The 13,927-nt window shown below is 61.6% G+C and carries 14 protein-coding genes; 2 read left to right on the top strand and 12 right to left on the bottom strand.

Annotated elements, in window-relative coordinates; genetic code table 11:
* Window positions 1–458 precede the first annotated feature (458 nt).
* On the bottom strand, window positions 459–1,643 hold the full coding sequence (gene nhaA / locus HGO40_RS12560; protein ID WP_250963262.1) for a Na+/H+ antiporter NhaA: 1,185 nt from the start codon (window positions 1,641–1,643) through the stop codon (window positions 459–461).
* A gap of 267 nt (window positions 1,644–1,910) precedes the next feature.
* On the opposite strand from nhaA, the gene HGO40_RS12555 reads away from it, so the two are divergent.
* The gene (locus HGO40_RS12555) at window positions 1,911–3,005 is read left to right on the top strand and encodes a PLP-dependent cysteine synthase family protein (RefSeq protein WP_250963261.1); all 1,095 of its coding nucleotides are present in this window, start codon (window positions 1,911–1,913) and stop codon (window positions 3,003–3,005) included.
* A 168-nt stretch (window positions 3,006–3,173) separates the two neighbouring features.
* On the opposite strand, the gene HGO40_RS12550 is transcribed toward HGO40_RS12555, so the two are convergent.
* The 3 genes from HGO40_RS12550 to HGO40_RS12540 all read right to left on the bottom strand — a co-directional run bounded on the left by HGO40_RS12550 (window position 3,174) and on the right by HGO40_RS12540 (window position 6,342).
* Window positions 3,174–4,787, bottom strand: a complete 1,614-nt coding sequence (locus HGO40_RS12550) for an NAD(P)/FAD-dependent oxidoreductase (protein WP_250963260.1) — start codon at window positions 4,785–4,787, stop codon at window positions 3,174–3,176.
* A gap of 73 nt (window positions 4,788–4,860) precedes the next feature.
* Window positions 4,861–5,535 carry a COG3650 family protein gene (locus HGO40_RS12545; protein WP_250963266.1) on the bottom strand — a complete coding sequence of 225 codons (675 nt, stop codon included), beginning with the start codon at window positions 5,533–5,535 and terminating at the stop codon, window positions 4,861–4,863.
* A gap of 207 nt (window positions 5,536–5,742) precedes the next feature.
* Entirely contained in the window at window positions 5,743–6,342 is a 600-nt protein-coding gene (locus HGO40_RS12540) for a short chain dehydrogenase (protein ID WP_250963259.1), read from the bottom strand.
* Between the two features lie 104 nt (window positions 6,343–6,446).
* Between HGO40_RS12540 and HGO40_RS12535 the strand changes: the two genes are divergently transcribed.
* Window positions 6,447–7,358, top strand: coding sequence for a LysR family transcriptional regulator (locus HGO40_RS12535; protein ID WP_250963258.1), 912 nt, complete (start codon window positions 6,447–6,449; stop codon window positions 7,356–7,358).
* Between the two features lie 135 nt (window positions 7,359–7,493).
* Here HGO40_RS12535 and HGO40_RS12530 read toward each other — a convergent pair whose 3' ends face one another.
* From HGO40_RS12530 to livH, 8 genes are all read right to left on the bottom strand, one after another.
* A complete protein-coding gene (locus HGO40_RS12530; RefSeq protein WP_250963257.1) occupies window positions 7,494–7,970 on the bottom strand; it encodes a DoxX family protein in 477 nt (158 codons plus the stop codon).
* A complete protein-coding gene (locus HGO40_RS12525) occupies window positions 7,967–8,725 on the bottom strand; it encodes an HvfC/BufC N-terminal domain-containing protein (RefSeq protein ID WP_250963256.1) in 759 nt (252 codons plus the stop codon). The genes HGO40_RS12530 and HGO40_RS12525 overlap by 4 nt, the downstream gene beginning before the upstream one ends.
* A complete protein-coding gene (bufB, locus tag HGO40_RS12520; RefSeq protein WP_250963255.1) occupies window positions 8,722–9,591 on the bottom strand; it encodes an MNIO family bufferin maturase in 870 nt (289 codons plus the stop codon). The genes HGO40_RS12525 and bufB overlap by 4 nt, the downstream gene beginning before the upstream one ends.
* A gap of 25 nt (window positions 9,592–9,616) precedes the next feature.
* Complete coding sequence (locus tag HGO40_RS12515; protein WP_250963254.1) at window positions 9,617–9,922, bottom strand: BufA1 family periplasmic bufferin-type metallophore; 306 nt, start codon at window positions 9,920–9,922, stop codon at window positions 9,617–9,619.
* Between the two features lie 299 nt (window positions 9,923–10,221).
* Window positions 10,222–10,923 (bottom strand): ABC transporter ATP-binding protein, encoded by a 702-nt coding sequence (locus tag HGO40_RS12510; protein ID WP_250963253.1) that lies wholly within the window; start codon window positions 10,921–10,923, stop codon window positions 10,222–10,224.
* Entirely contained in the window at window positions 10,924–11,691 is a 768-nt protein-coding gene (gene livG, locus HGO40_RS12505) for a high-affinity branched-chain amino acid ABC transporter ATP-binding protein LivG (RefSeq protein WP_053119044.1), read from the bottom strand. It lies immediately after the preceding gene.
* The gene (locus tag HGO40_RS12500) at window positions 11,688–12,944 is read right to left on the bottom strand and encodes a high-affinity branched-chain amino acid ABC transporter permease LivM (RefSeq protein ID WP_186708461.1); all 1,257 of its coding nucleotides are present in this window, start codon (window positions 12,942–12,944) and stop codon (window positions 11,688–11,690) included. Before HGO40_RS12500 ends, livG begins: the two co-directional genes overlap by 4 nt.
* Window positions 12,941–13,864: a high-affinity branched-chain amino acid ABC transporter permease LivH gene (gene livH, locus HGO40_RS12495; RefSeq protein ID WP_250963252.1), complete on the bottom strand. Its 924-nt coding sequence runs from the start codon at window positions 13,862–13,864 to the stop codon at window positions 12,941–12,943. The genes HGO40_RS12500 and livH overlap by 4 nt, the downstream gene beginning before the upstream one ends.
* Between the last annotated feature and the right edge of the window lie 63 nt (window positions 13,865–13,927).

The raw sequence follows: 13,927 nt of genomic DNA, 5'->3' as shown, positions 1-13,927 counted from the left end.
ACGGTCTGTACTGCGCGAACAGTCAGAATCGAGCCTTGTCCCTCCTCCTCCCTTCAAGTCCTACCATACAAGCGAGCTTGCTCGCGATAGCGGTGGCTCAGCCATATAAGTGCCGGCCTATGCCCCGCTTGCTCTTGCTCTTGCTTTGGATCTTGATTTTGATCTGGGCGCCCCGTTAAACCACGCTGGCCGAACGCAGGCATTGCGCAGTGGGCAACCCGGCATGGATGCCGGGTTAGCCGCGCTGGGCCATGGATGGCCCTTCGCGGCGGCCCACGGAGCAATGCCGGAGTGAGGGCACACCGAGCCTAGGCGAGGTGCCGAGTGGTGGGGCAAAGCGCTTTTGGTTACTTTTGGCGCTTTTCCAAAAGTGACCCGCTGTAAAAGCGGAACCGCCAGTGGCCGTTACCGCAGCAACGGATATACACACCGTCCGGAATGGCTTTAAAAAAGCTAGATCAGCTTGGCAATGCAGGCTTACGACTAGCCGCCGCCGTCACCGCATACCCCAACAACGCCGCCAGAATCGAACCCGTAAGAATCCCCATCCGATCCATGCCGGCGTAGTCACTTACACCCGGCTCGAACGCGAGGGAGCCGACGAACAGGCTCATGGTAAAGCCGATCCCGCAAAGGATCGCCACCCCCCGGATCTGCCCCCAATTGGCCCCGGCGGGCAGGCTGGCGATGCCGATTTTCACCGCCAGCCAGGTCAGGCCGAAGACGCCGACGGCCTTGCCCAGCAACAGGCCGATGGCGATACCCATCGGCACGTGATGGGTGAAGCTTTCGACGGTGACGCCGCTCAGGGACAGGCCAGCATTGGCGAAAGCGAACAGCGGCAGGATGCCGTAGGCCACCCAGGGATGCAGGGCATGTTCCAGGGTCAGCAGCGGCGAGGTCTCGGCGTTTCTCGTGCGCAACGGGATGCAGAACGCCAGGGTTACCCCGGCCAGGGTGGCATGGACACCGCTCTTGAGTACGCAGATCCAGAGGATCAGGCCCACGACCATGTAGGGCCCGAGCTTGACCACCCCCATCCGGTTCATCGCCACCAACGCGGCGATGCAGGCGGCCGAGAGCATGAGCGACAAGGTCGACAGGGCGCCGGAGTAGAAGATGGCGATGATGATAATGGCGCCCAGGTCGTCGATGATCGCCAGGGTCATCAGGAACAGCTTGAGCGACACCGGCACCCGCTTGCCAAGCAAGGCCAGCACACCGAGGGCGAACGCGATGTCGGTGGCGGTGGGAATTGCCCAGCCAGCGAGGGCGGGAGGATTGTCGCGGTTGAGAAACCAATAAATCAGGGCGGGCACCACCATACCGCCAATCGCCGCCGCCCCTGGCAGGACGATTTGCGAAGGTTTCGACAACTGCCCATCGAGGACCTCACGCTTGACCTCGAGACCGATGAGCAGGAAGAACATCGCCATCAGGCCATCGTTGATCCACAGCAGCAAGGGTTTGGCGATCTTCAGCGCGCCGACTTGGGCAACCACCGGCGTGTCGAGCAGGCCGTTGTACAGCCAGGACAGCGGCGAATTGTTGATGACCAGGGCCAGCACGGCGGCAGCGATCAGCAGCAGGCCGCTGGCAGCCTCCAATTGAAAAAAACGTGTCAGAGAATTGCGTAGAGCCACGATCGCTCTCCATTCATTGAATCAAAAAGATGGCACACCCTAACCCGTACTGTTAGTTGTTAAAACAAAAGTTATATTCTTTTTTGTTATATGTCGTTACAAGGCCTGCGCCACGCAGTCGGCAGTTACGGGCCATATTGGACCTTAGCTGTACCTGTGCGCGATGTCGGTTTTTTCCTAAGCTGGCGTCTGGTTTTTCCGAACGCCAGCCTTTGCCTGCACGACCGCGTGATTTCCCCGCGTCGAACCGATCAGTGAGAAAACACCATGAACGACCATCGCCAGTGGGCCCGCGAAGCGATCCGCATCATTGAGGCTGACTTCCAGCGCAGCGCCGATACCCACCTGATTCCGCTGCCGCTGCCTGGCCTGCCGGGCATTGAACTGTATTTCAAGGATGAGTCCAGCCATCCCACCGGCAGCCTCAAGCATCGGCTGGCGCGCTCGCTGTTTCTCTATGCGTTGTGTAACGGCTGGCTCAAGCCCGGTGCGCCAGTGATCGAGGCCTCCAGCGGTTCGACGGCGATTTCCGAGGCTTACTTCGCCAGGTTGCTGGGCCTGCCGTTCATTGCGGTGATGCCGGCGACCACCTCCAGGGAAAAAATCGCACAGATTGCGTTCTATGGCGGCCAGAGCCACCTGGTGGACGACCCTACGCAGCTCTACGCCGAATCCGAACGCTTGGCCCGCGAGCATGATGGGCACTTCATCGACCAGTTCACCTACGCCGAGCGCGCCACGGACTGGCGGGCCAATAACTACTTTGCCGAATCGATCTTCCAGCAGATGCGCTTCGAGCGGCATCCGGAGCCCGCTTGGCTGATTTCCAGCCCTGGCACCGGCGGCACCACGGCGACCCTGGGACGTTATGTCCGTTACCGCCAGCACGGCACCCGCGTGTTATGCGCCGACGCCGAGCGTTCCGTGTTCTTCGACTACTACCGCAGTGGCGATGCGAGCCTGCGCCTGGACTGCGGTTCACGCATCGAGGGCATCGGCCGGCCGCGGGTCGAGGCGTCGTTCCTGCCGAAAGTCATCGATGCGATGGTCAAGGTTCCGGATGCCTTGTCACTGGCGGCCATGCACTACCTGGCCGAGCGCGTGGGACGACGGGTCGGTGGGTCCAGCGGCACCAACCTGATCGGCGCACTCATGGCGGCCCGGCAGATGGCAGATGCCGGGGAATCGGGATCGATCGTGGCGATCTTGTGTGACGGTGGCGAGCGTTATGCCACGACCTATTACGACCCGGCGTGGCTCAAGGCCCAGGGTTATGAGTTGAATGGGCTGATGGACATCGTGGCGGCGAGTGTGGAGCGGGGCGCGGCGCTGCCGGAGAGTGTGTTGCGGGCGAATATCTGAATCTGAAAGCCCCCGAGATCCCTTGTGGGAGCGAGCTTGCTCGCGATAGCGGTGGATCAGTCAACAGCTGTGTTGAATGCCAGGCCGCCATCGCGAGCAAGCTCGCTCCCACAGGGTGATGCTGTCTATTTAGGCAAGACGCTGCCTTGAGTGAACAGCATTGGCCCCTCAGCCCTCGAGACCCAGGATATCCCGCGCCACCGCCTCGGCAATCCGAATCCCGTCCACCCCCGCCGACAGGATCCCGCCCGCGTAGCCTGCGCCTTCACCCGCCGGGAACAGGCCCTTGACGTTCAGGCTCTGCAGCGACTCGTTTCGGGTGATGCGCAGGGGCGATGAGGTGCGGGTTTCGATGCCGGTCAGCACGGCGGCATGCAGCGAGTAGCCGCGGATCTGTTTCTCGAACGCCGGCAGGGCCTCGCGGATAGCTTCGATGGCGAAATCCGGCAGGGCCAAGGCCAAGTCACCGAGGGACACCCCTGGTTTGTAGGAAGGTTCGACGCTGCCCAGGGCTGTAGACGGCTTGCCGGCGATGAAGTCGCCCACCAGTTGCGCCGGAGCCTCGTAGTTGCTGCCGCCGAGCACGAACGCATGGGAGTCCAGGCGTTCCTGCAATTCGATCCCGGCCAGTGGGCCACCTGGATAATCCACGTCCGGGGTAATGCCGACGACGATGCCGGAGTTGGCGTTGCGCTCATTGCGCGAATACTGGCTCATGCCGTTGGTCACGACGCGGTTCGGCTCGGACGTCGCCGCCACCACGGTGCCGCCCGGGCACATGCAGAAGCTGTACACCGAACGCCCATTCTTGGCGTGGTGCACCAGCTTGTAGTCGGCGGCGCCGAGTTTCGGATGGCCAGCGTATTTGCCCAGGCGCGCACTGTCGATCAGCGATTGCGGGTGTTCGATACGGAAACCCACCGAGAACGGCTTGGCTTCCATGTACACGCCCCGACCGTGGAGCATGCGGAACGTGTCCCGGGCGCTGTGGCCCAAGGCCAGGATTACGTGTTTCGAATGGATCTGCTCACCGCTGGCCAGCTCGACGCCCACCAGTTGACCGTCTTCGATCAAAACGTCGGTGACCCGCTGCCCGAAGCGCACTTCACCGCCCAGGGCGCGAATCTGCTCGCGCATCGTTTCCACCACGCCTGTCAGGCGGAAGGTGCCGATGTGCGGTTTGCTGACGTAGAGGATTTCTTCCGGCGCACCGGCCTTGACGAATTCGTGCAGGACCTTGCGACCGAGGAATTTCGGATCCTTGATCTGGCTGTAGAGCTTGCCGTCGGAAAACGTCCCCGCGCCACCTTCACCGAACTGCACGTTGGACTCGGGGTTGAGCACGCTTTTGCGCCACAGGCCCCAGGTGTCCTTGGTGCGCTGGCGCACTTCCGGGCCACGCTCGAGGATGATCGGCTTGAAGCCCATCTGTGCCAGCAACAGGGCGGCGAAGATCCCGCACGGGCCGAAGCCGACCACGATCGGCCGTTCGCTCAGGTCGGTCGGCGCCTGGCCCACCACTTTGTAACTGACATCCGGCGCTTCGTTGACGTTACGGTCATCGGCGAACTTGCGCAGCAGGCTGGCTTCATCGCGCACCGTCAGGTCGAGGGTGTAGATGAAGCACAGTTCCGAGGATTTCTTGCGCGCGTCGTAGCTGCGCTTGAACAAGGTGAAGTCGAGCAGGTCATCGCTGGCGATGCCCAGGCGCTGCAGGATGGCAGGGCGCAGGTCGTCTTCGGGGTGATCGATTGGCAGCTTGAGTTCGGTGATTCGTAACATGGCGGGGTCCGGTTCGCGGGATGCACAACTGCACCAGGGCGTGAACCGGCGATTATAAGCCAAAAGCGGTGAATCAGTCGTCGCGCGCGCCACCGAAGTAGGCGCAGCCGCGCTGGACTTGGCCGTTGACCCGCAATTCGGCGCTCATGTGCTGCACGCTGCCAGTGGCGCTGTCGACACAGCGTGCTGGTGTCACCCAGAGTTCGACCTTCTCGCCGTTGGCTTCGGTGCCGAGGTTGAAGCGGCCATCGCCCAATTGCTCTTCGACATAAGGCACTGCCAGTGGCGGCTGACCTACGCGATCCAGTACCAGGCCCTTGCCGCTGGCCGTGAGGGTCCATTCCGGACTGTGGCCCGTTGCGCGCAGAATCATGCGTTTGAAGTCAATGTTGTCGCAAATGGTCCCCGAAGGTTCCAGGCGATACAGTTGCTCGACGTCCAACTGGCTGTCGGTACCGGCCGATGCGCTGGAAACGATGCGGCCACGCAGGTCGGCAAACAATTTGCCGCTGTCGTCCGCCAGGGTGGCGGCTTGCTGCAGGACGCTGGTGCCGCCGGCGTCATTGACGATGTAGCGGCGCTGTTCCTGGCAGGGCTGGAACATCAGCTTGCCATCCGCCGCCGTCAGTTCGCCTTGCATACGCGTTTGCCCGGCATGGGACGCGCTCTGGCGCGGCGCTTCGAGCAACTGGCAGCCGGCGAAAATCGGGAGGAGGGCGACAAACAACAGGGAACGAGCGGCACGCATCATTGGGTCTCCAGACAAGTGTCGCCACGTTACTCAGACTGATCCCACATCACAACCCATAGGAGCGGTGTAGGAGCTGTGTAGGAGCTGTCGAGTGCAACGAGGCTGCGATCTTTCCCCCGGCAATTGAGTCTTGATTGAAAGACCAAAGATCAAAAGATCAAAAGATCGCAGCCTTCGGCAGCTCCTACACGGGTAGGTGATCGGTCAACCCACGTGAAACGTCTGACCGGTTTGCAAGCCTTCGACACTCTTGGCGTAGGCCAATGCCACATCCGCTGCGGGAACGGGTTTGAAGCCGCGGAAATAAGGCGCGTATTTGTCCATGGCTTCCAGTAGCACGTTCGGGCTCACCGAGTTGACCCGCATGCCTCGTGGCAACTCGATTGCCGCGGCGCGCACGAAGCTGTCCAGGGCCCCGTTGACCAGGGCCGCCGACGCACCACTCTTGATCGGATCGTGGCTGAGCACGCCGGTGGTGAGGGTGAAGGACGCGCCATCATTGGCGAATTCGCGGCCGATCAGCAGCAGGTTGACCTGGCCCATCAGTTTGTCTTTCAAACCCAGGGCAAAGCTGTCTTCGGTCATCTCGGCCAGGGGCGCAACGGTGCCGTTGCCGGCGGCGCAGACCAAGGCAGCGAAACGGCCGGTCTTCTCGAACATAGCGCGAATCGAGGCGCTGTCGCTGATATCCACTTGCAATTCACCGCTGTGGCGGCCGATCCGAACGATTTCGTGGCGGGGCGACTGTTCGTTATCGATGGCCGTACCAATGGTGCCGTTGGCGCCGATCAACAGGATTTTCATGAGCAGTTCCTCAATGGGGCGAATGAGTTTTCAGTCTAGAGGGGTTCTTTCCATTGATAATCATGCTAATAGGCAACCTTTGGTTTTCATTTGGAAACAATCCAATGAGCGAAATGGATGACCTGGCGGCATTTGCCGTGTTGATAGAGGCCGGCAGTTTCACCTTGGCGGCCCAGCAGTTGGGGTGCAGCAAGGGCCAGTTGTCCAAGCGCATCAGCCTGTTAGAGAAGCGCTTTTCAGTGGTGTTGCTGCAACGCACCACTCGGCGCTTGAGCCTCACGGCGGCAGGGGCGGCGTTGTTGCCCCAGGCCCAGGCATTGTTGGTGCAGGTAGAAAGGGCGCGTCAGGGAGTGGCGCGGTTGAAGGATGACATCTCCGGGCCGGTGCGTATGACGGTGCCGGTTTCGTTGGGCGAAACGTTCTTCGAGGGTTTGTTGACGGAGTTCGCTCGCACCTATCCCGACGTGCAGATCGAACTGGAGCTCAACAACGGTTACCGTGACTTGCGCCGCGATGGTTTCGACCTGGCGATCCGTTCCGACGCTGCCATCGATGAACGGCTGGTGGCCCGGCCACTGCTGGCGTGGCACGAAATGACCTGCGCCAGCCCGGCCTACTTGGAGCGTTACGGCGCACCCGGGACGCCCCAGGCCCTGGCCGAGCACCGTTGCTTGCTCAACAGCCACTACAGCGGTCGGGAAGAATGGCTTTACCACCAGCACCACGAATTGCTGAGGGTCCGCGTCTCGGGGCCGTTCGCCAGCAATCATTACAGCCTGCTGAAAAAAGCCGCCCTGGCTGATGCCGGAATCGCCCGGCTGCCGTCGTACCTGCTGCATGAAGAGTTGGCTGACGGACGCCTGCATTGGCTGCTGCGCGATTACCAGACCCGGCGCATGCCGATGTACCTGGTGCACCCGTACCAGGGCGGCCTGCCCAAACGCACCCAGGTGCTGGCCGACTACTTGATCGACTGGTTCAAGCGCAGCGGCGAGGCGTTGGATCGACTCAAGTAGTAATGGTCTCAACCTATTGGATAACCCTTGTGGGAGCGAGCCTGCTCGCGAAGGCGATGGCACATCCGGCATTTGTGCAAGCTGACCCACCGCTATCGCGTGCAGGCTCGCTCCCACAGGAGTTTCCAGTCGTAATCAATAGGCGTTGCGCTTGGCAATCAAGTGATCGATCGACAGCAGCCCCGGCCCACGGGCCATCAGGTAGAGCAAGACTGCTGCCCAGGTGCCATGGGTCGGGTAGGCGTCCGGGTAGACGAACAGCTGGATGGTCACGGTCATGCCGAGCAAGGCCAGCGCCGAAAAGCGTGTCGCCAGGCCAAGCAGGATCAGGATCGGGAACACATGCTCGGCTGAGGCCGCCAGGTACGCGGCCAGTTCCGGCGACAGCAGCGGCAGGGCGTATTCGCTTTTGAACAGGGGAATGGTCGAGTCCGCCAGGTGCGGCAGGCCGATCTGGAAGGTGCCATCGAGCAGGTCGATGGCCAGGCCTTCGATTTTGGTCTGGCCGGATTTCCAGAACACCGCGGCAATCGAGAAACGTGCAACGAAGGCGATCAGGCTGTGGGGGATTTTCTCCAGCCATTGAATGAAACCGGCAATCAGGGCGTTCATGGAGACACCTGTTCGGCGAGGAGGTGAGTGATGGCCTGGTGACGGATGAGGCCCGCCAGGGTGTGTTCCAGGTCGAGGTCGTTTGAGGCTTCAATGGCTGCAATCAGGGACACCCCCTGTTGCAGGGCCGTGATAAAGCCATGGGCAGCGTGACTGATCGCAAACACCTTCACGTCCAGGCCGTGGCGCAGCACCAAGGCGTTTTGCGCGGGGAACGCTTCGAACGGCACCGGCGTCTGGTGCTGATGGGCGGCCCAGATCGTCACCACGGCGAAGGGCGATTGCAGCAGGCGCAGTGACGGGTGGAGCCCAATCTTCAGGTGCCCCGCCAGCGTGGGGAACGACAGCGCCTTTACAATTTGTTCTTCCGCCATGGGCTCGGCGTCGGCGGCATGCCAAGCTTGTAGATGCAGTCGCTCCAGGCGAGCGACGTCCGTCAGGTACGGCACGCTGGCGGCGGGTTCGAAGTGTTTGATGAACTCGGCAAAGGCGTCCCCGTAGTCGCTCATCACCGGGCTTCGCGGCGCTGTCGATTGGACGTAGACCCCGGCCATGGCCCGAAAGAATTCCTCTCCCACCAGATGCACCACCACCGGATAGTTGTCGGCCAGGGCGTTGATCAATGAACCGAGCACGTTATTGCGGTACACCGCGAAACGGCTTTCCGGGGCCGCGCCGTTGGCGCTGACCAAGCCGGGCGGACACGCTTTGCGCGGGTCGAGCAGGGCGGCGGTGAAGGCGTGTTGGTTGCTCATGACCGCGCTCCTGCGGCGCTCAACAGACGATCGGCCTGGCGCGCTTCGGCCAGCAGCACCTCCCACGCAGGAACGTGATTGTCGCGCTCGATCAAGGTGGCCACCGGCCCGATCCGCTCCAGCACCTTGAGATACAGTTGCCAGACGGCGTGGTCGATGGGGGCGCCGTGATCATCTATCAGCAGGCGCTCGCCGAGGCTGTCGGTGTCTTCGGCAAAGCCTGCAAGGTGAATTTCGCCGGTCGCGTGCAAGGGCAGGGCATCGAGGTAGGCCAAGGGATCGCGGCAGTGGTTGATGCACGAAACGTAGACGTTGTTCACATCCAGCAGCAGGCCGCAGCCAGTACGGCGGATCACTTCGCTGATGAAGTGTGGCTCGTCGAGGGTCGAGGCTTCGAAGGCCAGGTAGGTGGCCGGGTTTTCCAGCAACAGCACGCGTTTGAGGCTGCTCTGGACCTGATCGATGTGCTGGCAGACGCGGTCGAGGGTTGCTTCGTCGTAGGCCAGGGGGAGCAGGTCATTGAGGAACACCGGGCCGTGGCTGGACCAGGCCAGGTGTTCGGAAAAAGACTGGGGCTGATAGCGTTCGATCAATGCGGCCAGGCGCTGCAGATGCGCAACATCCAGCGGCCCCTCCCCACCGATCGACAGACCGACACCATGCAATGACAGCGGGTACTGCTCGCGTATCCGCCCCAGGAAGTGATGAAGCGGCCCGCCCGCCACCATGTAGTTTTCCGCGTGCACTTCGAAAAAGCCCAGATCCGGTCGGGTCTGGAGCACTTCACGAAAATGCTCACTCTTGAGCCCCAGCCCCGCCCTAGGCGGCAGCCAGCTATCAGGGACGAGGGAAGGGGTCTTCAACATGGTGACGGGCCTCAGGCTGATGCGATCAGGATTTGGCTTTGAACGCTTCGAGCTGGCCGAAACCGGTCGGGGAAGTTTTGCTCTCCAGGGTGGTGCAAGTGCCTTTGGGCACCGATTTCCAGGCGTTGGCCTGATAGTCCATTTTTGCCGTACCGGCGCAGGTGGTGCCGGCACCGGCGGCGCAATCGTTCTTGCCTTTTAGGGCAACGCCGAAGCATTTCTCCATGGTGTCGTCGGCTGCGTGGACGGTCGAGACGGCTGTCATGCTCAGGGCAGAACCCAGGGCCAGGACCAGGGCGGTGGCGGACAGGGTGCGGGTCGAAGCAGTCATGGTGATTCTCCAGTCTTCAGGGAAATGAACCGGCGTTAGTGTCGGTCTACTGAACTAGAGGAGGGAGAGGGGAAAGCGTTACAGCGTCTGCAGATTTTTTTCGGTTTTCCCCACACCCGTGGCGAGGGAGCTTGCTCCCGCTGAGGTCTGTAGGAGCTGGCGAAGCCTGCGATCTTATGATCTTGATCTTTCGCTTGAGATTCAATTGTCCGGGACAAGATCGCAGCCTCGCTTCGCTCGACAGCTCCTACATTGCGCAAAAAAAAACGGCCCGAAGGCCGTTTTTTCTTGCGCCAGACTTAACCGCCCAAGTACGCCTCGCGCACTTTCGGGTCGGTCAGCAGCGCTTCACCGGTGCCTTGCATCACCACGCGACCGTTCTCCAGCACGTACGCCCGGTCGGCGATTTTCAGCGCCTGGTTGGCGTTCTGCTCCACCAGGAACACCGTCACGCCATCCTTGCGCAGCTGTTCGATGATGTCGAAGATCTGCTGGATGATGATCGGTGCCAGTCCCAGGGACGGCTCGTCGAGCAGCAGCAGCTTGGGCTTGCTCATCAGCGCACGGCCGATGGCGAGCATTTGCTGTTCGCCGCCGGACATGGTGCCGCCGCGCTGGGTAAAGCGTTCTTTCAGGCGTGGGAAAAGGTGCAAGACCTTGTCCATCTGTTCCTGATAGTCGCCCTTGTCAGTGAAAAAACCGCCCATGGCGAGGTTTTCTTCCACGGTCAGACGGGCAAATACCCGACGGCCCTCAGGCACCACGGCGATGCTCTTGCGCATGATCTGCGCCGAGTCCTGGCCCACCAATTCCTCACCCATGTAGCGGATGCTGCCGCTGTGGGCCTGGGGCGAACCGCAGAGCGGCATCAGCAACGTTGATTTGCCGGCGCCGTTGGCACCGATCAGCGTGACGATTTCGCCCTGGCGGACCTCGACGTTGACGCTGTGCAGGGCCTGGATCTTGCCGTAGAAGGTGGAAACGTTTTCGAACTGCAGCATTTACGCTTCCCCCAGGTAGGCTTTGATCACTTCAGGATTGTCGCGGATCTGCTCCGGCGTGCCGTCGGCCAGGGGCGTGCCCTGGTTGATCACGACGATGTGGTCGGAAATGCTCATGACCAGCTTCATGTCGTGCTCGATCAGCAGCACGGTGACGTTGTGCTCCTCACGCAGCACGCCGATCAGCGCCTTCAGGTCTTCGGTTTCCTTCGGGTTCAGGCCGGCGGCCGGTTCGTCGAGCATGAGGATCCGCGGGCGGGTCATCATGCAGCGGGCGATTTCCAGGCGCCGTTGCTGACCGTAGGCCAGGGTCCCGGCGGTACGGTTGGCAAACTCGGTGAGGTTGACCTTGTCCAGCCAGTACTCGGCGTATTCCATGGCCTCGCGTTCGCTCTTGCGAAACGCCGGGGTCTTGAACAGGCCGGCAAAGAAGTTGGTGTTCAAGTGACGGTGCTGGGCGATCAACAGGTTCTCGACCGCTGTCATGTCCTTGAACAGCCGCACGTTCTGGAAGGTGCGCACCACGCCCTTGCGGGCGATGTGGTGACCGGGCAGGCCCTGGATGGGCTCGCCGTCCAGCAGGATGGTGCCGCCAGTTGGCTGGTAGAAGCCGGTCAGGCAGTTGAACACGGTGGTCTTGCCCGCGCCGTTCGGCCCGATGAGGGCAACCACTTGCTTCTCTTGCACGGTCAGGGCTACGCCGTTGACCGCCAGCAAACCGCCGAAGCGCATGCTCAGGTTTTCGACTTTCAGGATCTCGCGGCTCATTTGCGCAGCTCCATGTGGGGGCGTTGCATAGGCAGCAGACCTTGAGGACGCCAGATCATCATCAGCACCATCAAGGCGCCGAACATCAACATGCGGTATTCACTGAATTCACGCATCATTTCCGGCAGCAGGATCATCACGATCGCCGCCAGGATCACGCCCAGTTGCGAGCCCATCCCGCCCAGTACCACGATGGCAAGGATGATCGCCGACTCGATGAAGGTGAAGGATTCCGGTGTCACCAGGCCCTGGCGAGCAGCGAAGAAGCTGCCGGCAAAACCGGCGAACGCAGCGCCGAGGGTAAAGGCCGACAGTTTGATCACGGTGGGGTTGAGACCCAGGGCACGGCAAGCGATTTCGTCTTCACGCAGCGCTTCCCACGCACGGCCGATCGGCATGCGCAGCAGGCGGTTGATGACGAACAACGCGGCCAGGGCCAGCAACAGAGCAACCAGGTAGAGGAAGATCACCTTGTTGATCGAGCTGTATTCCAGGCCGAAGTACTCGTGGAAGGTCTGCAAGCCTTCGGCGGCTTTACGTTCGAAGGTCAGGCCGAAGAACGTCGGTTTCTCGATGTTGCTGATGCCGTTCGGGCCACCGGTGATGTCGGTCAGGTTGCGTAGGAACAGGCGGATGATCTCGCCAAAACCCAGGGTCACGATCGCCAGGTAGTCGCCGCGCAAGCGCAGGACCGGGAAACCCAGCAGGAAACCGAAGGTGGCGGCCATCATCCCGGCAATCGGCAGGCAGATCCAGAAGCTCAGGCCGAAGTAATGGGACAGCAGCGCGTAGCTGTAGGCGCCGACGGCGTAGAAACCGACGTAACCCAGGTCCAGCAGGCCGGCCAGGCCTACGACGATGTTCAGGCCCAGGCCCAGCATCACGTAGATCAGGATCAGCGTGGCGATGTCCACCGCGCCGCGCGAACCGAAGAACGGCCACACCAGGGCCACGACGATCAAGCCCAGCACGATCCAGCGCTGGGTGCTCGGCAGGGTCAGGAAGTTGCTGGCCTTGGCCGGCATCACCGGCAGGCCGGGCGAAGACTTCCACGCCGCGCTGATCTGCGTGCTGAACAGCACGCGCACGAACATCAGCAGCGAGCACACGGCGATGGTCGCCAGGATGGCCGGGCTGGTGCCGTGCACTTCCAGGTTGATGCCGACGATGGTCAGTTTAAGACCCAGTACCGGGTAGGCCACGGCCCAGACCAGCAGGGCGCTGAAAAGCGCCGATTTGAGATGCCTAGTCATACTTTTTCAACCTCCGGGCGGCCCAGGATGCCGGTCGGCCGGAATAACAGAACCAGAACCAACAAGCCGAATGCCACGACGTCCTTGTACTGGTCGCCGAAGATGTCGGCGCCAAAGGCTTCGGCCACGCCCAGCACCAGCCCGCCGAGCATGGCGCCGGGGATGCTGCCGATGCCGCCCAGTACCGCGGCGGTGAAGGCTTTCAGGCCCACCAGGAAGCCGGCGTTGGGGTTGATCACGCCGTATTGCATGCTCAACAGCACCGCGGCGATGGCGGCCAGGGCCGCACCGATGACGAAGGTCAGCGCGATGATGTTGTTGGTGTTGATGCCCAGCAGGTTGGCCATCTTGATGTCCTCGGCACAGGCGCGGCAGGCGCGGCCCAGACGGGAACGGGAGATGAACAGCGGGAGGCCGAGCATGGCGACCAGGGTCACCACGAACACCACGATTTGCATGTAGGAAATCAGCACTTCATGTGCCCCGCCTGGCCCGATGGCGAAGTTGCCCGGGATCAGGTTGGGAATGGATTTGTCCTTGGAGTCTTGCGAAAGCAGTACCGTGTTCTGCAGGAAGATCGACATACCGATGGCGGAAATCAACGGGATCAGACGGTTGCTGCCGCGCAGGGGGCGGTAGGCGATCCGTTCGATGCTGTAGCCATAGGAACTGGTGACCACGATGCTCGCGATGAAAGCCGCGGTCATCAACAGCGGGACACTGTCGAGTCCCATCATGGCCAGCCCGGCGATGGCGATGAACGCCACGTAGGAGCCGATCATGTAGACCTCGCCGTGGGCGAAGTTGATCATTCCAATGATGCCGTAGACCATCGTATAGCCGATGGCGATCAGGGCATACGTGCTGCCAACGGTCAGGCCGTTAACCAGCTGCTGGAAGAAGTGATAGATGTCAGGCATTACAGCGCTCCTAAAAACCTGATACGCATTTCACTGGTGGAGTCATTTTCCCGCCCGGGCCCC

It is taken from the genome of Pseudomonas sp. CG7 (assembly GCF_023701885.1).
In the GTDB taxonomy this organism is placed as follows: domain Bacteria; phylum Pseudomonadota; class Gammaproteobacteria; order Pseudomonadales; family Pseudomonadaceae; genus Aquipseudomonas; species Aquipseudomonas zanjanensis.
The sequence above is the reverse complement of the archived record's forward strand: the minus strand, read 5'-3'. Positions and strand labels throughout refer to the sequence as shown.

Bases quoted from the DNA above. Each gene is read 5' to 3' on its own strand.
- HGO40_RS12555 (WP_250963261.1), top strand. From the start codon at position 1,911: ATGAACGACCATCGCCAGTGGGCCCGCGAAGCGATCCGCATCATTGAG.
- HGO40_RS12550 (WP_250963260.1), bottom strand. From the start codon at position 4,787: ATGTTACGAATCACCGAACTCAAGCTGCCAATCGATCACCCCGAAGAC.
- HGO40_RS12545 (WP_250963266.1), bottom strand. From the start codon at position 5,535: ATGCGTGCCGCTCGTTCCCTGTTGTTTGTCGCCCTCCTCCCGATTTTC.
- HGO40_RS12540 (WP_250963259.1), bottom strand. From the start codon at position 6,342: ATGAAAATCCTGTTGATCGGCGCCAACGGCACCATTGGTACGGCCATC.
- HGO40_RS12535 (WP_250963258.1), top strand. From the start codon at position 6,447: ATGAGCGAAATGGATGACCTGGCGGCATTTGCCGTGTTGATAGAGGCC.
- HGO40_RS12530 (WP_250963257.1), bottom strand. From the start codon at position 7,970: ATGAACGCCCTGATTGCCGGTTTCATTCAATGGCTGGAGAAAATCCCC.
- HGO40_RS12525 (WP_250963256.1), bottom strand. From the start codon at position 8,725: ATGAGCAACCAACACGCCTTCACCGCCGCCCTGCTCGACCCGCGCAAA.
- bufB (WP_250963255.1), bottom strand. From the start codon at position 9,591: ATGTTGAAGACCCCTTCCCTCGTCCCTGATAGCTGGCTGCCGCCTAGG.
- HGO40_RS12515 (WP_250963254.1), bottom strand. From the start codon at position 9,922: ATGACTGCTTCGACCCGCACCCTGTCCGCCACCGCCCTGGTCCTGGCC.
- HGO40_RS12510 (WP_250963253.1), bottom strand. From the start codon at position 10,923: ATGCTGCAGTTCGAAAACGTTTCCACCTTCTACGGCAAGATCCAGGCC.
- livG (WP_053119044.1), bottom strand. From the start codon at position 11,691: ATGAGCCGCGAGATCCTGAAAGTCGAAAACCTGAGCATGCGCTTCGGC.
- HGO40_RS12500 (WP_186708461.1), bottom strand. From the start codon at position 12,944: ATGACTAGGCATCTCAAATCGGCGCTTTTCAGCGCCCTGCTGGTCTGG.
- livH (WP_250963252.1), bottom strand. From the start codon at position 13,864: ATGCCTGACATCTATCACTTCTTCCAGCAGCTGGTTAACGGCCTGACC.